Origin of the sequence: Carnobacterium gallinarum DSM 4847 (assembly GCF_000744375.1) — a bacterium.
Taxonomy (GTDB): domain Bacteria; phylum Bacillota; class Bacilli; order Lactobacillales; family Carnobacteriaceae; genus Carnobacterium; species Carnobacterium gallinarum.
This window is the reverse complement of the sequence record NZ_JQLU01000005.1, coordinates 788,774-811,846: the sequence shown is the minus strand read 5'-3', so window position 1 is coordinate 811,846 and position 23,073 is coordinate 788,774. Positions and strand designations below refer to the sequence as shown.

General features: G+C 32.3%; 20 protein-coding genes. 18 read left to right on the top strand and 2 right to left on the bottom strand.

From position 1 onward, the window contains the following. Window positions 1-49: 49 nt before the first annotated feature. The 7 genes from menB (at window position 50) to rsmA (ending at window position 8,480) form a co-directional block, all read left to right on the top strand. Window positions 50-868, top strand: a complete 819-nt coding sequence (gene menB, locus BR43_RS08610; RefSeq protein ID WP_034561174.1) for a 1,4-dihydroxy-2-naphthoyl-CoA synthase — start codon at window positions 50-52, stop codon at window positions 866-868. Window positions 869-932: 64 nt separating this feature from the next. Beyond that, window positions 933-2,375 (top strand): o-succinylbenzoate--CoA ligase, encoded by a 1,443-nt coding sequence (locus BR43_RS08605; protein WP_034561172.1) that lies wholly within the window; start codon window positions 933-935, stop codon window positions 2,373-2,375. Between the two features lie 170 nt (window positions 2,376-2,545). Continuing rightward, window positions 2,546-3,967, top strand: a complete 1,422-nt coding sequence (locus BR43_RS08600; protein ID WP_034561169.1) for a cryptochrome/photolyase family protein — start codon at window positions 2,546-2,548, stop codon at window positions 3,965-3,967. A gap of 147 nt (window positions 3,968-4,114) precedes the next feature. Beyond that, complete coding sequence (metG, locus tag BR43_RS08595) at window positions 4,115-6,139, top strand: methionine--tRNA ligase (RefSeq protein WP_034561166.1); 2,025 nt, start codon at window positions 4,115-4,117, stop codon at window positions 6,137-6,139. A 121-nt stretch (window positions 6,140-6,260) separates the two neighbouring features. After that, the gene (locus BR43_RS08590) at window positions 6,261-7,031 is read left to right on the top strand and encodes a TatD family hydrolase (protein ID WP_034561164.1); all 771 of its coding nucleotides are present in this window, start codon (window positions 6,261-6,263) and stop codon (window positions 7,029-7,031) included. Continuing rightward, complete coding sequence (rnmV, locus tag BR43_RS08585; protein WP_034561162.1) at window positions 7,028-7,594, top strand: ribonuclease M5; 567 nt, start codon at window positions 7,028-7,030, stop codon at window positions 7,592-7,594. The genes BR43_RS08590 and rnmV overlap by 4 nt, the downstream gene beginning before the upstream one ends. Continuing rightward, a complete protein-coding gene (gene rsmA / locus BR43_RS08580) occupies window positions 7,581-8,480 on the top strand; it encodes a 16S rRNA (adenine(1518)-N(6)/adenine(1519)-N(6))-dimethyltransferase RsmA (protein ID WP_034561160.1) in 900 nt (299 codons plus the stop codon). The genes rnmV and rsmA overlap by 14 nt, the downstream gene beginning before the upstream one ends. 151 nt (window positions 8,481-8,631) lie before the next feature. On the opposite strand, the gene BR43_RS20445 is transcribed toward rsmA, so the two are convergent. Continuing rightward, a complete protein-coding gene (locus tag BR43_RS20445; RefSeq protein WP_245617898.1) occupies window positions 8,632-8,793 on the bottom strand; it encodes a transposase in 162 nt (53 codons plus the stop codon). Window positions 8,794-10,842: 2,049 nt separating this feature from the next. On the opposite strand from BR43_RS20445, the gene BR43_RS08575 reads away from it, so the two are divergent. The 10 genes from BR43_RS08575 (at window position 10,843) to BR43_RS20800 (ending at window position 19,160) form a co-directional block, all read left to right on the top strand. After that, complete coding sequence (locus tag BR43_RS08575) at window positions 10,843-11,988, top strand: hypothetical protein (RefSeq protein ID WP_034561159.1); 1,146 nt, start codon at window positions 10,843-10,845, stop codon at window positions 11,986-11,988. Beyond that, window positions 11,981-12,697: a class I SAM-dependent methyltransferase gene (locus BR43_RS08570; protein ID WP_034561156.1), complete on the top strand. Its 717-nt coding sequence runs from the start codon at window positions 11,981-11,983 to the stop codon at window positions 12,695-12,697. The genes BR43_RS08575 and BR43_RS08570 overlap by 8 nt, the downstream gene beginning before the upstream one ends. Next, window positions 12,690-13,919: an aminotransferase class III-fold pyridoxal phosphate-dependent enzyme gene (locus tag BR43_RS08565; RefSeq protein WP_034561147.1), complete on the top strand. Its 1,230-nt coding sequence runs from the start codon at window positions 12,690-12,692 to the stop codon at window positions 13,917-13,919. The genes BR43_RS08570 and BR43_RS08565 overlap by 8 nt, the downstream gene beginning before the upstream one ends. Then, window positions 13,912-14,253: a hypothetical protein gene (locus BR43_RS08560; protein ID WP_034561145.1), complete on the top strand. Its 342-nt coding sequence runs from the start codon at window positions 13,912-13,914 to the stop codon at window positions 14,251-14,253. Before BR43_RS08565 ends, BR43_RS08560 begins: the two co-directional genes overlap by 8 nt. A gap of 77 nt (window positions 14,254-14,330) precedes the next feature. After that, entirely contained in the window at window positions 14,331-15,503 is a 1,173-nt protein-coding gene (locus BR43_RS08555; RefSeq protein WP_034558139.1) for an IS256 family transposase, read from the top strand. A gap of 104 nt (window positions 15,504-15,607) precedes the next feature. Beyond that, window positions 15,608-16,159, top strand: a complete 552-nt coding sequence (locus BR43_RS20170; RefSeq protein WP_169741035.1) for a hypothetical protein — start codon at window positions 15,608-15,610, stop codon at window positions 16,157-16,159. A 28-nt stretch (window positions 16,160-16,187) separates the two neighbouring features. After that, window positions 16,188-16,910, top strand: a complete 723-nt coding sequence (locus BR43_RS08545) for an SDR family oxidoreductase (RefSeq protein ID WP_034561142.1) — start codon at window positions 16,188-16,190, stop codon at window positions 16,908-16,910. Between the two features lie 15 nt (window positions 16,911-16,925). Beyond that, window positions 16,926-17,825, top strand: coding sequence for an ABC transporter ATP-binding protein (locus tag BR43_RS08540; protein ID WP_034561140.1), 900 nt, complete (start codon window positions 16,926-16,928; stop codon window positions 17,823-17,825). Beyond that, the gene (locus tag BR43_RS08535; RefSeq protein ID WP_034561138.1) at window positions 17,818-18,993 is read left to right on the top strand and encodes an ABC transporter permease; all 1,176 of its coding nucleotides are present in this window, start codon (window positions 17,818-17,820) and stop codon (window positions 18,991-18,993) included. The genes BR43_RS08540 and BR43_RS08535 overlap by 8 nt, the downstream gene beginning before the upstream one ends. Before the next feature lie 17 nt (window positions 18,994-19,010). Then, window positions 19,011-19,160 carry a glycine zipper domain-containing protein gene (locus BR43_RS20800; protein WP_483772834.1) on the top strand — a complete coding sequence of 50 codons (150 nt, stop codon included), beginning with the start codon at window positions 19,011-19,013 and terminating at the stop codon, window positions 19,158-19,160. 708 nt (window positions 19,161-19,868) lie between these two features. Here BR43_RS20800 and BR43_RS08530 read toward each other — a convergent pair. Next, window positions 19,869-21,254, bottom strand: a complete 1,386-nt coding sequence (locus BR43_RS08530; protein WP_034558391.1) for an ISNCY family transposase — start codon at window positions 21,252-21,254, stop codon at window positions 19,869-19,871. Window positions 21,255-22,742: 1,488 nt separating this feature from the next. Between BR43_RS08530 and BR43_RS08525 the strand changes: the two genes are divergently transcribed. Further along, a complete protein-coding gene (locus BR43_RS08525; RefSeq protein ID WP_034561136.1) occupies window positions 22,743-23,000 on the top strand; it encodes a Veg family protein in 258 nt (85 codons plus the stop codon). The last annotated feature ends 73 nt before the right edge of the window (window positions 23,001-23,073 follow it).

Sequence of the window (23,073 nt, the reverse complement as noted above, 5' to 3'; positions counted from 1 at the left end):
ATGAGGTAAACTAGTAAAGTAAATGAACCAATAAAGGAGACTTATATCCATGACAGAAAACTGGGAAACAATTAAAGAATACGATGAAATTTTATTTGAAAAAACGGACCATATTGCGAAAATTACGATTAATCGCCCACAGGTTCACAATGCATTTACGCCTAAAACAGTTTCAGAAATGATTGAAGCTTTTACAATTAGCCGAGATGATTCAGATATTGGCGTGATTATTTTAACTGGACAAGGAGATAATGCTTTTTGTTCAGGTGGCGACCAAAGTGTTCGTGGCAATGGTGGTTATGTTGGAGAAGATAATATTCCTCGTCTAAATGTGTTAGATTTACAACGTTTAATTCGTGTGATTCCAAAACCAGTAGTCGCAATGGTAAAAGGCTGGTCAATTGGTGGCGGGAATGTCTTGCAATTAGTTTGTGATCTAACAATTGCTGGAGATAATGCAAAATTTGGTCAAACAGGCCCGAATGTTGGGAGTTTTGATGCAGGCTACGGTTCTGGGTATTTAGCGCGCGTCATTGGTCATAAAAAGGCAAAAGAAGTTTGGTTTATGTGTCGTCAATATACAGCGACAGAAGCATTGGAGATGGGCTGGATTAATACGGTTGTCCCAGTTGCCGATGTGGAAACTGAAACAATGTCATGGGCTAGAGAGATGTTGAAGAAAAGTCCAACAGCGCTACGCTTTATTAAAGCAGCAATGAACGCTGATACAGATGGATTAGCTGGCTTGCAACAATTTGCTGGGGATGCAACGTTACTGTATTATACAAGCGAAGAAGCTAAAGAAGGTAAAAATGCGTTCTTAGAAAAACGCGATCCAGACTTTAATCAATTTCCAAAATTCCCATAAAATAGAGAAATCATCAAACTGAACTCATTGAGTTCAGTTTTTTTATGAAAGGAGAATTTACTCAATGGAGAATTGGCTAACAAAGCGTGTTTTATTATCACCGAATCAGAAGGCTCTTGTGTATCAAGAACAGAGTTGGACATTTAGCGAGTTACAAAAGGAAGTTTTAAAAGTAGCGAGTCAACTGAATCAATTAGACGTGCTAAAAAAAGCGCCAATTGCTGTTTTAGGTGGAAATTCAGCCAAACTTTATTTTTTAATTTTGGCATTGCAACAATTAGGTCACCCAATCGTATTTCTAAATCATCGGTTGACAGCCAATGAAATTACCCATCAACTTAAGGATGCAAAAGTAGCCAAAGTAGTTTATCAAGAGGAGTTCACAGATAGTATTGAGGGATTGGATTTACTCTGGCAAGAAAAAGCTTTGAGTTTTCGACAACTAAAAAAATTACCTGAAAAAGAATGTGTGCCTATCTCTGAATTTGACTTAGACGAAGTGACATCGATTATGTACACTTCAGGCACAACGGGATTACCAAAAGGTGTTCAGCAAACGTTTAACAATCATTGGTGGAGTGCAATGGGTTCAGCCTTGAACTTAGGTTTATCTGAAAAGGATAGCTGGTTGTGTCCAGTTCCGTTATTTCATATTAGTGGTTTTTCGATTATGATGCGTAGCTTAATTTATGGGATGCCGGTTTACTTATTCGCCACTTTTGATGAAGAGGAGATTAATCGTTATTTAATTTCAGGTGAAGGCAAGATGATTTCCGTTGTTTCGGTAATGTTAAAACGATTATTAGTGAATTTAGGAGCGAAAAACTATCATCCTGATTTTCGCTGTCTCTTGTTAGGTGGAGGACCGATTGATGTAGGAACGTTAACGATGTGTCAACAGCACGGTATCCCAGTTATTCAATCTTATGGAATGACTGAAACAGCTTCTCAAGTTGTAGCTCTTAATATGCAAATGGCAGAGGAAAAAATCGGTTCTTCGGGACTGCCTTTATTTCCAGTTGAGTTAAAGATTGTGACGGAAAATCAAGAGAAGTGCGCTCCTTATGAACATGGGGAAATTTTGTTGAAGGCGCCGAATATTACGAAAGGTTACTTGCACCAGCCAGCATTTAAAAAGACGGATTGGTTTCATACAGGAGATGTTGGTTATTTGGATCAAGATGGTTATTTATTTATCGTGAGTCGGTTGACAGATATTATTATTTCTGGTGGTGAGAATATCTATCCTGCTGAGGTAGAACATGTTTTATTAGAGTTTCCAGGGGTTCAAGATGTTGCCGTGATTGGGATTCAAGATGCTGATTGGGAGCAAGTTCCGGTAGCTTATGTGGTTTTATCAGAGGGACAGATAGTAGATCAAGAGCAGATGAAAGCATTTTGCCGTATCAAATTGGCCCACTATAAGATTCCTAAAAAGTTTATGATTTTAAAAGAACTTCCTCGTAATGCTGCAGGAAAAATTATGCGCCATAAGTTAATCAAATGAAAAAATAACGAATAGGCTTTTTAAGTGAAGTGAAGGCAAAATAGCAGAGAGTACAGCAAAGCTATCCTTAACAGACTTAAAAAGCTTTTTTAGTTTGAATTAGTTGTTTTTTTATGACTTTTATTTCATAATACAAACAAACTTAATTTTCAGTAAGAAAGGAGTTTGGTATGAATATAACTGGATTTTTATTTCGCAAGGACTTGAGATTAACCGACAATACAGCCTTAATCGAAGCGTTATCTATTCAGCAAAATAAAACAGACTCATTAGTCGCTATTTTTCATCTTAATCCGCAACAATTTAAGCCCAACAGTATGAATCATGCCTACTTTTTTAGTGCAGTCGCTCAATTTAGTAAAGTAGCCGAAGCGGCAGGTTTTCCAATTCATTTTATCTATGGCGATCTTGAAACGGCCTTTACTGCTTTAAAGGAGCAACTACCTAAACTAACAAAGCTTTACTACAATCAAGATCAGCGTGGATTTGGCAGAGAGCGAGATCAAAAAATGGAAGCCCTTTTAGCAAATTTAGCGATTGATACTTATAGTTTTCAAGATAGTCATTTACATGGTGTTACGGACATCCGGAAACAAGATGGTACAGCCTTTAAAGTATTTACGCCTTATTACAACAAGTGGAAACAGCTAGAAAAACCTCGTTTCCAAAAAATTAATCAAGAGCAGCTAGCGCAATGTTCCATCGATCAACGACAGTTCTTTCAACAAGGTCAAGAACAGCTAGAAAAGTTGACGGCAGTCATTAATCCGATTTGGTTAACAAAGGTTGGAGCTTCTGTCGCGCGCAAACAACTTAGTCATTTTATTCAGTTTAGTGTAGAAGAGTATCATGTACAGCGTGATAGTCCAAGTATTGATGGAACGAGTCGCCTTTCTCAATACTTAAGAACAGGTGAAATCTCGATTCGTGAAGTTTATCATCGAGTGAATCAAGAAGCTACAGATACGGAAGGAAAAGCAACCTATATTAAAGAATTATGTTGGCGAGATTTTTATAATATGATTTATTTTGAAAATCCTCAGCAAAATAAGTTGGAAATTCAAAAGAAGTATCGTCAGCTTAGTTGGAATCAAAATCAGAGCTTTTTAGAAGCTTGGAAAAATGGCGCAACAGGTTTTCCTTTAGTTGATGCGGCGATGAAACAACTGAATCAAACAGGCTGGATGCATAATCGTTTACGAATGGTCGTTGCTTCTTTTCTAGTGAAAGATTTGCTGATTGATTGGCGTGAAGGCGAAGCCTATTTTGCTCAGCAGTTGATTGACTATGACGCAGCTTCTAATATTGGTGGCTGGCAGTGGGCGGCTTCAACTGGAACCGATGCCGTTCCTTATTTCCGAATATTCAATCCAACTACTCAAAGCCAACGTTTTGACAAAGATGGTTTGTTTATTCGGCAGTATTTACCTGTTTTGGAGCAAGTTCCGCTGAAATACCTTCACGAACCAAGCAAAATGCCTAGTGAATTGCAGCAAAAATTACAGATTAAGATTGGTGAGGATTATCCCTTTCCAATTGTAGAGCATGCAAAAATGCGCCAAGAAGCGATCGATATGTTTAAAGGGTACTAACGATTTGTTATGGAAATTTAATCTGAAAAATCCTTGGTTTTCCTTGGATTTTTCGCAGTTATCCAGCATTCTAGTTTCATTTTATGTTATACTATTTAAGAATAGCCAGTAGTCTAGAAATTTAAAATACTCAAGGAGGCACACTAAGTGACTGAAAAAAAGCCCTTTTATATTACAACCCCAATTTATTACCCAAGCGGTAAGCTACATATTGGGAACTCCTATACAACAATAGCCTGTGACGTAATGGCACGCTATAAAAGAATGCAAGATTTCGATGTATTCTATTTAACTGGTAGTGATGAACATGGTCAAAAAATCGAAAATAAAGCGGATGAACTAGGCATTACACCGCAAGAATATGTCAATACAATGGCTGACCATATGCAAGAAGTTTGGCGTTTATTAGAAATCAGTAATGATAAATTCATCCGTACAACAGATCCAATTCATGAGAAGGTTGTTGGTGATATTTTTGAAAAATTATTGGCTCAAGGTGATATTTATTTAGGTGAATATACTGGTTGGTACTCGGTTCCTGATGAAGAGTTTTTCACTGAAACACAATTAGAAGAAGTTTATCGCGATGCTGACGGCAATGTAATTGGTGGGAAAGCGCCAAGTGGTCATGAAGTTGAACTGATTAAAGAAGAGTCTTATTTCTTCCGTATGAGCAAATATGCAGATCGTTTGCTAGCTTACTATGAAGAACATCCTGACTTTATTCAACCAGAATCACGTAAGAATGAAATGATTAACAACTTCATTAAACCTGGTTTGGAAGATTTAGCTGTTTCAAGAACGACATTTACTTGGGGTGTTAAAGTACCAAGTAATCCAAAACATGTTATTTATGTATGGATTGATGCTTTAGCAAACTATATTACTGCTTTAGGATATGGTACCGATGATACAACGTTATACGATAAATTCTGGCCTGCCGATGTGCATATGGTTGGAAAAGAAATCGTACGTTTCCATACAATTTATTGGCCGATTATGTTAATGGCTCTTGAACTACCATTACCTAAGAAAATTTTCGGACATGGTTGGTTATTAATGAAAGATGGCAAAATGTCGAAATCAAAAGGCAATGTTGTTTATCCAGAAATGTTAGTTGAGCATTTTGGGCTAGATGCATTACGTTATTATTTAATGCGTGAAGTTTCATTTGGTAGCGACGGTGTCTTTACGCCAGAAGATTTTGTTTCTCGTGTGAACTATGATTTAGCGAATGACTTAGGAAATCTGCTAAACCGAACAGTTGCCATGATTAATAAATATTGTGGTGGAGCGGTGCCGAATTATGTAGGAAATGTCACGGATTTTGATGCACCACTAAAAGAATTAGCAGCAGAAGTTGTTGTTAATTATCAAACTGAAATGGACAACATGCAGTTTAGTACAGCTTTGGCTGAAGTGTGGCGTTTGATTTCTCGTGCAAATAAATATATCGATGAAACAGAGCCTTGGAAGTTAGTCAAAGATGAAACGAAAAAAGCTGAGCTAGATAGTGTGATGGTTCATTTAGCGGAAAGCTTGCGGGTTTCAGGAATTCTTTTACAACCATTCTTGACTCATGCTCCAAAAGAAATCTTTGCTCAATTAGGTATCACTGGCGAATGGGCTGGTGACTTTAAAACAGTTGGATTCGGTCAATTCCCAGAAAATACACAAGTTGTAGAAAAAGGAACACCAATCTTCCCGCGTTTAGATTTAGAGGAAGAGGCAAACTATATTAAAGAACAGATGGCAGCAGGCAAACCGGTAGATGCTGAAACAGCAGAGGAGGAAACAGGTGTGTGGAGTCCAGAAGATACTGAATTAGTTTCAACAAAAGAGAAGGAAATTAAATACGAAGACTTTGATAAAGTTGAATTAAAAGTTGCAGAAGTTATCGACTGTCGCAAAGTTGAAGGCGCAGATAAATTGCTTAAATTCCGTTTAGATGCTGGGGACAAGGATCACCGTCAAATCTTATCTGGAATTGCTCAGTGGTATCCACAACCTGAAGCGTTAATTGGTAAAAAAGTAGTGATTGTTGCTAACTTAAAACCGCGTAAGATGCGTGGTGAAATTAGCCAAGGAATGATTCTTTCTGCTGAAAAAGATGGTGTTCTTCAAGTGATTGAAGCTCCACAATCAGCTGGAAATGGTTCTGAAATCGCCTAAATAAAATGGGGGTTGATTCTTTTATTGAATGAGCTTCGTTTAAAGATAGAGCCCTGCTGTTTAACTTCGGCAGGGTGTTTGTCGTTTTAATCCAACTATTGTGAAAGGGAGGAAAAAATAAATGTTATTTGATACACATACACACTTAAATGATTCCGCTTTTGATGCTGAGATTCCAGAAGCTGTAGCACGGGCAAAAGCCAATGATGTAACAAATATGGCGATTGTGGGATTTGATGAGAAGACGATTGAGAAATCGTTACAGTTAAGTCAAGATTATCCAGAACTCTATAGTATTATTGGTTGGCATCCAACAGAAGCTTATTTATATACCGATCAAATCGAGACAAAGTTAATCGAACAATTACAATTACCTAAAGTTGTCGCAATGGGAGAAATGGGCTTGGATTATCATTGGGATACGTCTCCTCATGATGTACAAAAAACCGTTTTTCGCCGTCAGATGCAGATTGCGAAGGAATTGAATTTGCCTATTAGTATTCATATGCGAGATGCTATTGAGGATACCTACCAAATTCTTAAAGAAGAGCATGTTGAGGATATTGGTGGCATTATGCATAGTTTTAGTGGAGATGTGGAATGGATGGAGCGCTTTTTAGATCTTGGAATGCATATTTCTATGAGTGGTGTTGTAACCTTTAAAAAAGCGTTTGACGTTCACGAAGTTGCGACAAAAGTTCCTTTTGATAAGTTATTAGTTGAAACAGATGCGCCTTATTTATCGCCAGTCCCTTTTAGAGGAAAACGAAATGAACCGGCTTATGTAAAATATGTTGCAGAACGAGTTGCGGAACTTAGGGGTCTTTCTTACGAAGAAGTGGCTAAGCAAACAACAGCGAATGCCAAAAAATTATTTAGGTTAGACCGATGAAAAAAATCAAAGAAATCATCGTTGTTGAAGGTCGTGACGATACTCGTCGGATTAAAGAAGCAGTGGATGCGGATACCTTGGAAACGAGAGGTTCGGCAATTGATGATGCTACATTGAAATTAATTGCTAAAGCACAGGAAACTCGAGGTGTTATTGTCTTTACGGATCCTGATTTTCCAGGAGAAAAAATTCGCAAAACGATTTCCCGTGCAGTACCCGGCGTTAAGCATGCTTTTTTAAAAGTAGAGGATGCCAAGCCAAAAGGTAAAGGAAGTCTAGGAATCGAACATGCCAAGCCTGAGGTAATCCGTGAAGCGCTAAGTAAAGCTTATACGGAGACTCTTGAAAAAGAATCCTTAATTTCTCGTCAACTATTGATTGATGCTGGGCTTTTAGCAGGTCAATTTGCTAAGAAAAGACGTGAAAAGCTAGGCGCTGCGTTAAATATCGGGTATACTAACGGCAAACAACTTGAAAAAAGATTGCAGATGTTTCAGATTACGCCTGAAGAAGTAATTGAAGCGATGCAACAAATCTTGGAGGACGAACATGACCCAACATAAGGACATTGCAACACCTAGTAGAACTAAAGAAATCCTTGCAAAACATGGATTTTCTGTCAAGAAAAGCTTAGGACAAAATTTTATTGTCGATGGAAATGTGTTAGTAAACATCGTTGCAGCAGCTGATTTAAATAAAAATACGAACGTTGTTGAAGTTGGACCGGGAATCGGAGCGTTAACCGAACCTTTAGCACGAGCAAGTAAAAAAGTCGTTTCGTTTGAAATTGACGACCGTTTACTGCCTGTTTTGGCGGATACACTAAGCCCTTACGACAATGTTGAAATTGTTCATAATGATGTTTTAAAGGCAAATCTTTCTGAAATTTTAAGCAGCCGAATTGACTTAGAAGAGCGTTTAATGGTTGTGGCGAATCTGCCTTATTATATTACGACACCGATTATTATGCATTTCCTAGAATCAACAGTTCGGATTGATGGATTAGTAATTATGACCCAAAAAGAAGTTGGCGATCGAATTACAGCTTCACCAAGTACAAAAGCCTATGGTTCTTTATCGATTGCAATTCAGTACTACATGGAGGCAGAAATTGCCTTTATTGTACCAAAAACTGTTTTTGTACCACAGCCTAATGTCGATTCAGCGATTATCAAATTAACGAGAAGAGCCGAGCCAAGTGTAAAAGTGAAGGATGAACGAATTTTCTTCCAAGTAGCTCGTGCAGCCTTTGTGCAACGCCGTAAAACGTTATGGAATAATCTATTAGTTCGTTATGGAAAAGATGAGGAAACTCGTGAAAAATTGACAAAAGTCTTAGAGCTGGCTGAGATTGATCCGACAAGACGTGGGGAAACTTTATCGTTAACCGAATTTGGCCGTTTGGCAGATGCGATTGTCGATGTGATGCCAGAAAATAGTGGGAAATAAATAATTTTAGTATTTATAAATTACAGAACTAAGGCGGAATTCATGAATTTCGTCTTAGTTGCTTTTTCTTAAATGGCCCTTTGTCAAATTTTGTTGGTGAAGAATCAATTGACTAAAATCATGGAGTAGGTGAAGAATTTTAATTCCTCACCTACTTTTCTTTTCTCTTGTTTTGGGTTAAAAGTTCTCCTTGAATTAGATAAATTCGTGTACGAAAGTTTATAAAGTTCCGGTAGCCATAGGCAACTCGTTTAATGATTTTGATTTTATTGTTTAATCCTTCAACGATTCCATTAGAATAAGGAAGATGAATGGCATTTGAGATGCCTTCCTTATGTTTTTTTAAGAAAGTCAGTTTCTTACGAAATCAGTCGGGTAAGCTCTTTGGTAATTGGTCGAGTAAATCGAAAAATAACTCACTATTTTTACAAAGTATGGAATACTTAAGCAAATGCATTTCATCATAAGCCTGTTTGAGAATTGGATGATAGGTTAAGAGTTCATTCATGATATCTTTTTGGCAAAGTGGTCGTTTAAACAAGCGATTATAAAAATGTTTTTCTGTGTCTAACTGATTGGAATCTTTAAAAAATAAGGACCAGTATCGTTTTAAACGACGATACTTTTTTGCATCCTCCGAGTTGCTTTACTTGAATCGATACATTAGTTGAATCCGTAAAGTATTAAAGGGTCGTTGTATATGTTGAACAATATGAAATCGATCAATAACCAAGTATTTTACATTGAGTCGTGCTTTATGAGAATAACTCATAAAATGAGTGACCAGATGGTGCAGTGTTCAGTCTTTAAGAATATCAATGAGCTGATGAGTTTTTCCGTCTACATAAATAAAACTCATCGCACTTGAAACATCTTGTGTTTGCCCAATATATGTACAAGATAGATTTTCGGTTAAGTCTAACGCAATTTGATGTTTTAAAGATGCCGCAAGGTGGATCTTTTAGTGCAACAATGGATATTTTTGCACTAAAGGTTGAGCCACAATGATGACAGAAAAAACGCGTTCGTTTCAAAGCTAATTTTATTGTATAATGGTTCATTCGTGGAAGTTGAGTTTCGGTTCGATAAAATCCATATCGAATAAGATTTTCTTGGTTTTGATTTCCACAATGGTCACAGTGAGAAGGACGGTAGTCCAGTTTTCCATGAATAATAAAAAGAGTTTGTCCATTCGCCGCTCGTTTTTCTAAAAAGTTTTTTTCAAAATGAAGATTTTATCTGTTAATCCAAGTAATTTTCGCATATCATGATTTATAAGGACATCCTCCTGGTGATTTGGTTTTGGTAGACTTTATTTTATCAATTGGCTGTCTTTTTTTGTAGCGAAACGTAAAGAAGTGTTGACGAGTGTTTCACTCACCAACATGATATATTATAGAACCTATTTTTTTTTTAAAGAAAGACACAAGAAGTTACGATTTTCTTATATCAACAATAAATCAAAGAATTGATTTCGTTAAGTAGACCATTTTTTTTATTAAAAAAACAACAAACAGAGATTGGTTGTATGATGCTAGGAATTGTATTTTGTACATTGTGTTTATTGATATTTAATGTAAAAAACCTTTTATAAGAAATTTACCTGTGTAATTTTTAACCGTTATTTTTTTGGAATAAAGGTAGTATTTTTATGAAAAACTAGTAAATTTGTTATATATATAAATTAATTTTTAGTAATTTCTGTTAGTGACTACAATGAACTATTCTATTCGTTCTAATACAAAATGTTTAAGAATAATAAAATCCTTTAAGTGTATGGTTCTCAAAATAGAATACTATTTTAAGAAAAAGTAACCCATGTATATCTTGATACATGGGCTACTTTTTAGGTCATATAAACTATAAGATTTCTATTTAAAATATTTTTTATTATATACAAACAGATAGGTTTTATTACTCAATTTGAAAAATAAAGCTTAATTTTTATGTTAATATGATTCCACCTATACCAATAGCAATGCCAGCTCCACCAATAAATCCGGTCCAAAAGTCTGTTCCATGGCTGTTTAATTTTTCAACTGATACTTCTTCAAATTTCAACATGTTATTCCCCCCTTTAATTTAAGTTAAGATCCATAATACACACCCGACAAAAGCGATACCGCCAACGACACCACCACCCATACACCAACCACAATTAAGTTTCTCACTATCTACTTCTTCAAACTTAAGCATTTATAACACCTCCAATATTTTCTATTATACAACATTAAAATAAAAATACCAATATTTTTTAAATATATAATCTTTCAAATATAACTGTTTTATTATTTAATAAAAAACAACTTTCTATATACTATATAAAGTAGTACAATAGAAAATGAAAGGGGTTATTTTAATAATGTTTAATAAAAAAGTTTTTTTTAAGGTTCAGGATTATGAAGAGATTTTATTTGACGAAGAATTTTCACTAGAAGAGCAGAAATTAGTAAGAAATGCATATGGTAATGATATTGATTTTGAACGATTAGATTTTAATAATGAAACATTTGAGAGTTTTAAAGATTATATAGAATTCAAAGAATATGAGGAAGTTTATTTTATTTCAAATGTAGAGAGTTCAAGATTAAAAAGAATAAAAAATTACTTAGAAGGTACTGTAAAATATAATGTGGTATATTTCCCTGAAATTAAATATGTAGATAGGTTAGAATCCGATTTTTTAAAAATGTATGAATTTAGTTTTAAATCATTAATTACAGGGGCATATCCTGAAAAAATGAAATCAGGAAATATTAAACACATTTATGTATTTGGTCAAAACGATATAAATTTATTGAACAGCACGGTTGTTGATTCATGTTTTTTAAATTCTGTACTAATTTTTAACACTAATCTAGTTGAAAAAGAAAAAAACTTGCCTTTAATATATGAAATATATGAAAAATATAAAAATACAAACATCGATGATATTTATGAATTAGAAGTAGAAGAAATAGAAAAATATTTATATTTCTTCATTAATACAGGAAAAAGTGACTTAAAATCAAGTAATATTTTAGATATATATCCACTATTAAACAAATTTAAATTAAATAGACTTATTATTGAGAATAATCAAATATTTTTAGATATTAGGAGAACTACAAAATTAGGAAATATAGATAGCAGAATTACAGACATTAAAAACAACTATTCAATACATTCTAAACCATTGAAAAAGGAGTATTCTAACAGATTAATAGATATATTTTTTCTATCTATTGAAATCAATAACCTTTATAAAAAGGAATATGTTTTTGTAACAGCATATAATTCATACAAATACCTTCCTACTGATACAGACAATGAGTTTTCAAAATGGATTGGATTTTGTGAGAATAAAGATAAATACTTTTTATATAACATGTTGGAAAAAAGATTATTTGATGTTGATGCTACTTTTTTTGAAATTTTTGAAATTTTATTAAAAAATATTTCAGAAGAAGAAAATGAAATTGATATTAACTTGATCAATAACGGAAGGGAGATACTTTTAAATGCATGAAGATTATATTTCAAAACACTTTTATCATAAAATTAAAAGCTCTGAAATAACGAATGATATATACAAATCTCCAACATTTATTGAATATTATAATTATGCAACAGAACTTAATGATTTATCATTTTATAAAAAAGTATTAGGAAAAAATGAAAAAATCTTAGAAATAGGAACAGGTACTGGAAGGATATTTACTCCACTTAGAAAGAGTGGATACAATATAACTGGAATTGAATTATCAAAAGAAATGATGAGTTGTATTCCTTCAAAGTTTAGACAATTTGTAAAAAATATGTCAATATTTGAACTAGGGAATGAAAAAAAGGAGTATGATGCTGTTATAATTCCAGCAACTACTATCTCGTTATTCTCTTTCGCTGAGATTGAAAAAATTCTTACACTATTAAGAAAAATTCTTAAAAAGAATGGAAATATTTTTTTTGACATTATAGATTCAAATTTTTTTTTAGAAACATCTAATCAATTGCAAAAAGAAAGCTTTGAAAACACAACATACTATTTCACTAATTTTATAAATGGAAATAAGATCGTATATAATATATATGCAAAAAATCATTTAGGATACAGTGTAAAGTATATGCATACCGACCAAGATATAAATTCTTTATTTACTAATTTTAATTTTAAGAAAGTTTTTGTAGAAAGTAACAATAGCTACAAAATGATGCATTGGAGGCTGGGAGATGAATAGTGGATATACACTATTATCCGGTAGTGTAAATAGTTCAACTTTGTATAGTGATCTAATAGTAGAATCTGCAATAAACTTTGAACTTATTGATATTAATAAAAAAAGATATTATGACTTGAGAAGTGGACTTTGGAACGTATCTTTAGGGTATGATGAAAATTTATACAGTGACGTAATTAGATGTTTTTCTGATTTATTAGGTAGAGGAATACCATATCTAGATATTCAATCATATAAGAACCCGTTGTATGAAGAAGTTTCCAAAAAATTACTTGATTTTGTTGGAATTGAAGATTTTAAAAAAGTTTTTTTTACTAATAGTGGTTCTGAATCCATGGAATTAGCCATTAAAATAGCACAAAAAAGTTGTGGGAAAAATGGGAAAATAGTTACTTTTAACGACTCATATCATGGTAATTTTTTTGGTGGAATGGCTGTTAGTGGATTAGATGCGCTTATAAATAATGATTATAGTTTATTAAAAAATAATATTATTTACCTACCATTTCCAGACAACGTAGAAAAATGTCAATATATCATTGATTATATAGAGGAAAACTATCAAGATATAATGTTTTTTGTTATGGAACCTATAATTGCGTCAGGAGGACTAAATTTTTCAAATAGTAATTTTTTTAATAAGTTGTTAAAAATATTAAAAGAAAGAAATATAATATCTATTTTTGACGAGGTAGCAACAGGCTTTTACAGAACTGGTAATCGTTTTTATCTGACTAATTTAGAAGAGAAACCAGATATATTGTGTTTAAGTAAATCTATAAACAATGGAATTACACCTCTTGGAGCAGTCTTATTTTCTAAGGAAATTGAACGTAAGCTTATTAGAAAAGATATCGAACATTTTTCCACTCAAAATGGAAATTTATTAGGAATGGTGTCTGCTAAAATAACAATTGATTACTTTATAAAATATGAAAAAGAAATATTTTATAATGTGAATTTATTAGAGAAGTCTTTTAATAAAATAGCTGTACAATATAATCTTAAATATAAAAGCAAAGGTGCAATGGCTTCAATCGAAATAAATTCTCCACATTTATTAAACTTGATAGAAGAGCTTAAAAATATTGGGGTCTTAGTGTACATCTACTCAGATGGTAGAAATAATGGTATAACATTATTTCCAATTTTAACTATGACAGCGGAAAAATATGCTTCGTGTGTAAATATTATCTTCAAAAAAGGATTACATTATGCTTAAAGTAAAACGTATAAAACTAAAAAATATAATTCTAAACTTATTATTTATCGATGATGATAAATTAGCTGTTTATAATGAATTTAATAATAAAATGATTATAACTGATGGTGAAGTATTCGAATATTTAAAAGAAGAAGAAGTTAAGAAAAAAAATAATCCCTTAAAATCATTTTTACATGAAAATAGCTCAAAAAGTATGACGGATTTTTCTTTATTTAAATTTAAAATAGAAATAAAAAATCTGAATAAATTTTTTCCTATTTTTCGATATCTAACTTCAAATAAATCAGTAATATTAGCTGTTTTATTGGATAAAGTCCATATAATTGTGTAAAAGTTAAAAGGCCATGTAACAGCCCTTTTACGGTACAATGTTTTTAACCATTAAAAACATACCCAGGAGGACTTTACATGACCCAAGTACATTTTACACTGAACAACGAAGAGGTTCAAAGTATTATTGAACATTCCGTTAAAGATGATGTGTCTAAAAATATTTTAACGACAGTTTTCAATCAGTTGATGGAAAACCAACGAACAGAATACATTAAAGCTGATGACTATGAACGATCTGAAAGTCGTCAGAGTCAACGAAATGGCTACTACGAGCGTGACTTTACGACTCGCGTTGGTACACTTGAATTAAGAGTACCTAGAACACGTGATGGTGAGTTTTCACCGACGGTGTTTGAGCGGTATCAGCGAAATGAAAAGGCGCTGCTTGCTTCAATGCTTGAGATGTATGTTTCAGGCGTTTCAACACGTAAAGTCTCTAAGATTGTTGAGGAGTTATGTGGTAAATCAGTTTCTAAGTCCTTTGTTTCTAGTCTGACTGAACAGTTAGACCCTCTGGTCAATGAATGGCAAAATCGATCGCTTTCAGATATAAACTATCCTTACTTGATGACTGATGTCCTGTACATAAAGATTAGAGAAGATAATCGAGTACTTTCTAAGAGTTGTCACATTGCGATTGGAATAACCAAAGATGGCGATCGTGAAATTATTGGCTTCATGATTCAAAATGAAGAGAGTGATAACACATGGTCTAACTTCTTTGAATACTTAAAAGAAAGAGGATTACAAGGTGTAGAACTCGTTATTTCTGACGCTCATAAAGGCTTAGTATCTGCGATTCGTAAATCCTTTACCAACGCAAGTTGGCAGAGATGCCAAGTTCACTTCTTAAGAAATATCTTTACAACAATTCCTAAGAAGAATTCTAAACCTTTTAGAGAAGCTGTAAAAGCTATCTTCAAGTTTACGGATATTAATTTAGCACGAGAAGCTAAAAATCGTCTGGTTGAAGAATACTACGACCAAAAGAAATACACAAAAGCTTACGAGACCTTAGATAATGGCTTCGAAGATGCCTTTCAATATACTGTCCTAGGTAACTCCCACAATCGACTAAAAAGTACCAATCTTCTTGAACGATTAAACCAAGAGGTTCGCAGAAGAGAAAAGATCATTCGAATCTTTCCAAATCATGCTTCAGCCAATCGATTGATTGGGGCAGTTCTTATGGACCTGCATGAAGAATGGATTAGTTCTACAAGAAAGTATATAAATTTTAGCAAGTAAGAAACAATAGAAACGTTGTATAGTATTTTACACAGGATTATGGACTTGACTTTTTATTGGTTGTAGTATCAATTATCTACAATCATTTTTTTTCAATAACAAATATGGAAATGATCAATATTGCGGATTTTAATATAATATTTTTTTCTTTATTTAGTCAGCTATTTATAAGTATGATACATGAAATTTCACACCTATATGTTTACCAAAGTGAAATAAATATGAAGACAGTTAATATAGGTTTCTCATTAAGATATCTTTTTATACCTCTTTTTTTTATAACAGTTCCGTTTATGAATTTTTTTAATAAAAACAAAAAACTTTATTTAATGAGTGCTGGTATAAAAAGTCAAATTGTTCTATTAGGGATAGGTTGTTTTTTATCAATTTTAAATAATAATGTCTATCTATATGTATTTAACCTAGTTAACATTAATTTATTAATAGTTAATAGTATTCCTTTTTTGAAGATGGATGGTTATTGGATGATTTCTACAATTCTATCAACAGATGATTACATGAAAGAATATTTTTCTTTTTTTAAAAATAAAAAAAAAGTATCTAACAAAATTTTAATTATTGGTACTATTAATCTCGTTCTTATCATATTGACAGTATCTTATAATCTAATTTTATTAGTTAGATATTTAATTTAGAAGACAATTAGAAGAAAGAAGGATATACATGGATAATATACTAGTCGTAGGTGGAAATGGATCTATTGGAAAGAAATTTATTTTAGAAAATAGAAGTAAATATAATAAAATAATTTCAGTTGACCATTCATATCAAAAAAATATGGAAATTTCAGATAATGTTTATCAAATAAAGATAGATGTGACAGACTCATCACAATTAAAAAAATTGAAAGAATATATAGCATGTGAAGAGTTGTATCCTATTAATAAGATACTATATTCTGCTGGTATTAATTATATGAATGATTTTTTTTCTACTAATGAAGAAATGTTTGATTACACAATGAATGTTAATGTTAGAGGATTTGTCTTTCTATTAAAAAGTATTTATGATTTATTAGGAGAGTATACAAGTATCGTAGTAATTGCTTCTCAAAATGGAGTTGTAGGTCATGATAAAAGAATAGAATATGGTGCTTCTAAAGCAGCTTTGATACAAATTATTAAAAATATATCGATAGATTTATTACAAAATACAGAGAAAGATGTTCAAATAAATGCTATTTCACCGTCATATATAATAACAGCTAATAATCAAATATTTCTTAATAACACTTTAGAAGGAGAAAAATTGCGTAGGAAAATTCCTTATAAAAGATTTGTTACGTTGGAAGATATCATATATGCTATAGAATTTCTTTTTGATAAAAAAAGTAAAGCGATCAGAGGACAAAATATAATTGTTGATTACGGATATACTATTGTATAAAAAGGAAGTGTTATTTTGTTGGATGTAAATAATATAAGTGTGAAATATACAAATAAAAAAATCTTGTCAAATATTAATTTTTCTATAAACGAAAGTGATGTTATAGGTCTAATAGGACCTAACGGCGCAGGAAAAAGTACCTTATTAAAAGCTATTTTAAGTTTTATCCCTGTATGCGAAGGTGAAATAGTTTTTACTTCAGATATATTTTCTACGAATAAGTATAATTATGTAGGTTATTTACCTGAAGAAAGGGGATTAGATTTAAAATCTACAGTTCAAGATCAAATTATTTATTTTGCAGAGTTAAAAGGATGTAAAAAAAAAGATATAATACCTAAAATAGATTATTGGTTAAAAGAACTGGATGTGAAGGGTGATAGAAAAGATATAATAAAAAAATTATCCAAAGGGAATCAACAAAAAATACAGTTAATATGTACATTTATCCATAATCCTAAATTTATTATTTTAGACGAGCCTTTTAGTGGTTTAGATCCCTCTAATATAAAAATATTGATTTCTATTATCAAAAGACTAAAAACTCAAGGCGTAGGAATTATCTTTTCCAGTCACAACATGGATAGTGTGGAAGGGTTATGTAATAAAATATTAATGTTAAAAAAAGGGGAAATGATACTAAATAACTCAGTTAATAATATAAAAGGGAATTATGAAAAATTGAATGTTTTAGTAGAAACTTCAGATGCAACCTATTTAAAAAACATTAAAGGAGTTCAAAATATAAAGAACTTAGAAAATGATAAATGGTTGATTTCTATTTCTGATAGCTCGATAGGCAAAGTGATTTTTAAAGAAATAGCAGATAATGAAGGTTATGTTAGTTTGTTTAGTCATCAACCACCAACGTTATACGAGATATTTAATATGGAAATGGAGTCTCAAAATGAATAAAACTTTTATAGTGATAAAAAAAACATGGCTAAAGCAAATTAAATCAATACCATTTCGCTTAATGATAATTCTCCCAATAATAGCAGTTATAAGCGCTATATTTTTTATTCCTGAGATAAAAAACATTGAAAAAAATACTGTAATTGTAAGTGGACTAAATGAAGCACAACAAGAAGTTTTATTTGAAAGTAATTCTACAACTCAATTTAAATTTTCAGGAGAGACTGAAAATATTATACTGAATAAATTAAAAAAAAGTGAGATTGATGGTTTTTTAAAAGTAAGTAATACCTCTGATAGAATTATTGGTGATTTTTATTCAAATAATGATGAAGTAGTAAATTCTGTTAATTACGATATTCTTCAAAATTTAAGCTATATGCAATCATCATTAAATAAAATTACAGCTAATATCGATGAGAACCAAGCGGTTGCATTATCAATAGAGCCAATATTGAATATTGATCATAAAAAACATGATCACGACCACATTTATCGATCGATATTAACCGTTATCGTTTCATTAGTATTGTTTTTAATAATAATTATGTATTCATCCACTATGAGTCAAGAAATTGCAACTGAAAAATCTTCAAAGATAATAGAAGTAATCTTGTCGAGTATGACCGCTAAAAACTACTTTTTAGGAAAATTAATAGGAGTATTTTTAACCATATTAACACAAATAAGTATATACGCTTTATTTTCTATACCTCTAATATTGTTTGTGCGTGGAAACGACAAGTTTAATTTCCTAATTAATTCATCAGATTTTTTTAGTAATTTATCCTACAAAGATTTGATATATCAATTTTTGTTTTTATTGTTAGGCGTGATTTTATATACTATTTTCTCAGGATTATGTGGTGTTTTTTCTAATAGAATAGAAGATGCTTCAAAGGTAACACTACCTATAGCATTAGTAACCATGGTATCATTCATTTTTAGTTATATGATTGGCTTGTACAATCCAAATAGTGGTATTTTAAAGGTGATATCTTTTGTTCCTTTTATATCATCTTTTTCAATGCCGATTAGAATGATAAACAACAATGTGAGTAATTTAGAAATAGTTATTTCAATAATTATATTAGTATTTGCAATTGTTGTGTTATTTCATATATCCGCATTAATATATACAAAAAAAGTGTTTAAAAGTGAAAAATAATCAATGGAGGTGTTTTTATGAAAGGGCAAGTTTCATTTTTGGGAATATCGATAGGAGTATGTGTAGGAATAGCAATAGGAATAGCGTTCAAAAATTTTTTGATAGGGTTCTCTATGGCAATTTGTTTAGGAGTTGTTTTTAATAATCTGTACCTAGGTAAAAAGTGAATTTTCAATCCTCGTATAATAGAAATACAGTATTATTCGTATTTTTAGGTTTCATCCGAAATTCGACATTTTTTGTATGGTAGATGGGGAAATGCTACTATATCAGTCTTTTTTTAACATTAGCAGTCTAGTCCCTCAATTATAAATAATACACATAATTTTCCTAAACTTAAAATAATAAATTTCTAAAGGGGCGTTCATTAAGGTATAAGTTTTGGGAGCAAATATAGAACTCAATTAGTTTGTTTTTCATGGTTTTTAGGTATTTCCTCAAATTACCGTTAATGAGAAAAGTCCTATTAAAATTGAAAGGAGGTGAGAATAATGAATTCAATTTGGAATTGGTTAACTGGCAAAGGTTCAACCTCGGGAGGATCCGGAGGTAATAGTGGTGGAGGTGCTTTTTAAAATTTAGACTCGTTGTCAATAAAGAATGATGGATTAAATTGAAGAGGACTATAAACGAAACGACTTAGTTTTATATTTTTAAATAATTTGAATCCATAGGATACCCGTTGTTTTAATATTTTGATAATATCCACATACTGTATGAATCAGATGGGAATTATAATATTATTAAAAGTAGACATGATTATTCTGTAATTGTCAAGCGAAAGGTAAAATGTCCTAAACCTTAAGCTCACATTAATGCAAGCTTTTCCTTCGTAAAAACTTGCATTAATGTGACCGTATTTGGTAAAATGAGTGTTAAGCTGCTCGTTCAGCTTCGTATTCTTCGAGTGTTTTTCCGATGCTGCGAAGATATCTTTTGAAAGACTCTAGTTTCCACGGGTGAGATTGTGGGGGAATATACTGGCGTCTTTCTTTTTTTTGCTCTGGAATCGGGTCAAACTCTGTTGAATAGTCGTCATGTTCTTTCAGTCTCCTTGTTGTGTATATTTTTTCAGCGATATTTACATAGATTTCGCCGTTAAAGGATTCGATAACGAGGGCTTTTGATCCGCGTGTAAAGTACTGATCTTCGCTACCCTCCGTCGGTAAATAGTAGTTATTTTGATACCGAATGTGATGCCCACTATCGATTTTTCTATTTGCGACTCGTGCTAATAATAAATTCATCTCTGATTTCGTAGGTGCCTTCTCATAGATTGATTCCTTCGTCTTATTACCAAACTTCCTGTTAAATGATTGAATCCATTTTGTTAAAAAATGATTGGCTTCCACAATAGATTGGATCCCTGCTAATTCTAAATCTACAGGAAGTCGTGATTGAACCGTGCCGTTTAATCGTTCTACACGGCCTTTCGCTTGTGGAATAGAGGAGGTACGAATGTCAATACCGAGTTGATGGCAGGCAAAACCAAATTGCGTGAAGGTATCTTCCTCAACGACTTTCTTGGTTTTGGATTGATAGTCAAAAACGGTTCGTTTATCGGTTAAAAAAGCTAAAGGAATCCCTCGGTTACGGAGGATCTGATGGAGCACATGATAATAGCCATTGAGCGTTTCTTGCGTGTCGAAATACCCACCAACGATATCCCCAGAAGCGTCATCAATCGCTAAGTGAAGATGGGTGACGTCGTTCCCGAACCAATTGTATGAACTGGCATCCATTTGAATCAGCTCTCCTTGGTATTTTTTCCTAGAGCGGCTAGGATGGATTTTTTCGGGTGAAGCCAGTTGATCTTCGGCTCTTGGAAGCAGTGGATTATCAAGCTTTGTCTTTGCTTTCATTGATTGTGCTTTGATTCGAGCTTTTATTTTTTTTCGTGTCTTTCTTTGTGTTTTAGGTGAGATAATATTCGCTAGGTATAAAATATTTCGAATCGTTGTATCGGTGTAACAGATCGCATAATCCTCCTTTAATATTTCAGTAAAGTGCTTCACATTCGGTTTTATATTAAACTGTTGATAAAGCCCAATGATTTGTTTTTTTACATCCTCCGGTACGGCATGCATCTGTTTTTTTCCTCTATTGCCGTGTGAAAAAACAGCCTTTCCTCCTTCTTGATATTTTTGGATTAATCGATTGACTTGTCTGATCGAGAGATCTAGTTCAACACAAGCTCTCTTCTTATCTTTTCTTTTTTCTGTGACAGCTTTTATTACGTTATATTTCTTATCTTCATTCATTGTTAGTATTATCCTTTTCATGGTTTGATTTTATCACGAAGGGACATTTTGTGCTTCGATTACATTAAGACATTATCATGTTCGAACGATATAAAAGTAGACATGATTATTCTGTAATTTGCTAAATAAAAAGTATTAAAGTATAATCTACTTGTATATTTTGTTTAACTGATTTACGTGACTTTATGGACTATCCATAATGCTGTTGATTTTAATAGTATCTTGAGAGGTCCAATACTTCATTTTGAAATATAGAGAATAATTTTAAATATGATTGACTAGTATGTTCTTGGCTCTACATTAAAGGGTATTGATGTTTTTTTTTCAAGAGAATAAAATCAGTTTGGTTTAGGCAGTTTGAGAGGGAATTCTCAAACTGCTTTTTGCGACTTTTTGTCAAATCGTGTTGGTGAAGAATCAATTGACTAAAATCATGGAGTTGGGCCACAAGGATGACAGAAAAAAACGCGTTCGTTTCAACACTAATTTTATTGTATAATGGTTCATTCGTGGAAGTTGAGTTTCGGTTCGATAAAATCCATATCGAATAAGATTTTCTTGGTTTTGATTTCCACAATGGTCACAGTGAGAAGGACGGTAGTCCAGTTTTCCATGAATAATAAAAAGAGTTTGTCCATTCGCCGCTCGTTTTTCTAAAAAGTTTTTTTCAAAATGAAGATTTTATCTGTTAATCCAAGTAATTTTCGCATATCATGATTTATAAGGACATCCTCCTGGTGATTTGGTTTTGGTAGACTTTATTTTATCAATTGGCTGTCTTTTTTTGTAGTGAAACGTAAAGAAGTGTTGACGAGTGTTTCACTCACCAACATGATATATTATAGAACCTCTTAAATTAGGGGTAATCATACTGAATGGACACAGCGGGATTTTTCACCCTTTTTATAGTAATATAATAGGATTAGCACCCTCGAAAGTGAGGGTGCTAATCCTATTATACTTGCTGTTATCAACGAATTTGATATTATCTTATGACATCGTTATTTTCAAAAAGGATCGTTTATGGCAACTACTCAATTAGTGCTGAATTTCTTAAATTAAAGCAGAGTAGCTTCGGTTGTTCTGTTTTTTATTTTATCAATTAGGCTACAAAAACCCATGGAAATGCTAGTCATTATGTATCGAATAACTATAGGGAAGTATGATATAATTTTTACAGAAAGAAAGTGAATACCTATATTTGGGGATAGAAGATGAGAAATTGGCAAAAAAATTTATTCTAGGTATAGTGAGTATTTTTATAGATGATTGTTTTAATGTATTTTCATTTTTTCCTTTTGTTTGAATAAAAATTCACAATGAATTTATGTTTTTTTAAGTAAAAGTAACCTTGATTTACCACACTTTTAAGTGAAAAAATAAGTTTTTTTAAATTAGAATTTTTTTAGTTGCATCTGACTATTTCATATGGTATACTTGTAAAATTTATTATAGTGTGTTATACTAAATCTCAGTGAGGTGAATCTAATGCCAAATACATTAGCAAGTATCAAAAAGAACTTGGATTGTCAGTTAGGTAGAAAGATTATGTTGACCGCGCAAACGGGTCGCAAAAGAAAGACCGAACGAAAGGGAGTTTTGCGAGAAACTTACCCATCTGTTTTCGTTGTAGATTTAGATCAAGATGAAAATGCATTTGAACGTGTTTCTTATAGTTATACAGATGTTTTGACTCAATCCGTTGAAATTCAATTTTTTGACGAAGAAAGTCGCCAATATGCTTAATAGTAAGACCACGAGCTGATGAAGCTCGTTTTTTTTATCCAAAATTCGATACTCAACTTAGTCTATAGAGGGA

What these genes read in the sequence shown, in the direction of transcription:
- menB (WP_034561174.1), top strand. Translation starts at nt 50, where the DNA reads ATGACAGAAAACTGGGAAACAATTAAAGAATACGATGAAATTTTATTT.
- BR43_RS08605 (WP_034561172.1), top strand. Translation starts at nt 933, where the DNA reads ATGGAGAATTGGCTAACAAAGCGTGTTTTATTATCACCGAATCAGAAG.
- BR43_RS08600 (WP_034561169.1), top strand. Translation starts at nt 2,546, where the DNA reads ATGAATATAACTGGATTTTTATTTCGCAAGGACTTGAGATTAACCGAC.
- BR43_RS08590 (WP_034561164.1), top strand. Translation starts at nt 6,261, where the DNA reads ATGTTATTTGATACACATACACACTTAAATGATTCCGCTTTTGATGCT.
- rnmV (WP_034561162.1), top strand. Translation starts at nt 7,028, where the DNA reads ATGAAAAAAATCAAAGAAATCATCGTTGTTGAAGGTCGTGACGATACT.
- rsmA (WP_034561160.1), top strand. Translation starts at nt 7,581, where the DNA reads ATGACCCAACATAAGGACATTGCAACACCTAGTAGAACTAAAGAAATC.
- BR43_RS08575 (WP_034561159.1), top strand. Translation starts at nt 10,843, where the DNA reads ATGTTTAATAAAAAAGTTTTTTTTAAGGTTCAGGATTATGAAGAGATT.
- BR43_RS08570 (WP_034561156.1), top strand. Translation starts at nt 11,981, where the DNA reads ATGCATGAAGATTATATTTCAAAACACTTTTATCATAAAATTAAAAGC.
- BR43_RS08565 (WP_034561147.1), top strand. Translation starts at nt 12,690, where the DNA reads ATGAATAGTGGATATACACTATTATCCGGTAGTGTAAATAGTTCAACT.
- BR43_RS08560 (WP_034561145.1), top strand. Translation starts at nt 13,912, where the DNA reads ATGCTTAAAGTAAAACGTATAAAACTAAAAAATATAATTCTAAACTTA.
- BR43_RS08555 (WP_034558139.1), top strand. Translation starts at nt 14,331, where the DNA reads ATGACCCAAGTACATTTTACACTGAACAACGAAGAGGTTCAAAGTATT.
- BR43_RS20170 (WP_169741035.1), top strand. Translation starts at nt 15,608, where the DNA reads ATGGAAATGATCAATATTGCGGATTTTAATATAATATTTTTTTCTTTA.
- BR43_RS08545 (WP_034561142.1), top strand. Translation starts at nt 16,188, where the DNA reads ATGGATAATATACTAGTCGTAGGTGGAAATGGATCTATTGGAAAGAAA.
- BR43_RS08535 (WP_034561138.1), top strand. Translation starts at nt 17,818, where the DNA reads ATGAATAAAACTTTTATAGTGATAAAAAAAACATGGCTAAAGCAAATT.
- BR43_RS20800 (WP_483772834.1), top strand. Translation starts at nt 19,011, where the DNA reads ATGAAAGGGCAAGTTTCATTTTTGGGAATATCGATAGGAGTATGTGTA.
- BR43_RS08530 (WP_034558391.1), bottom strand. Translation starts at nt 21,254, where the DNA reads ATGAATGAAGATAAGAAATATAACGTAATAAAAGCTGTCACAGAAAAA.
- BR43_RS08525 (WP_034561136.1), top strand. Translation starts at nt 22,743, where the DNA reads ATGCCAAATACATTAGCAAGTATCAAAAAGAACTTGGATTGTCAGTTA.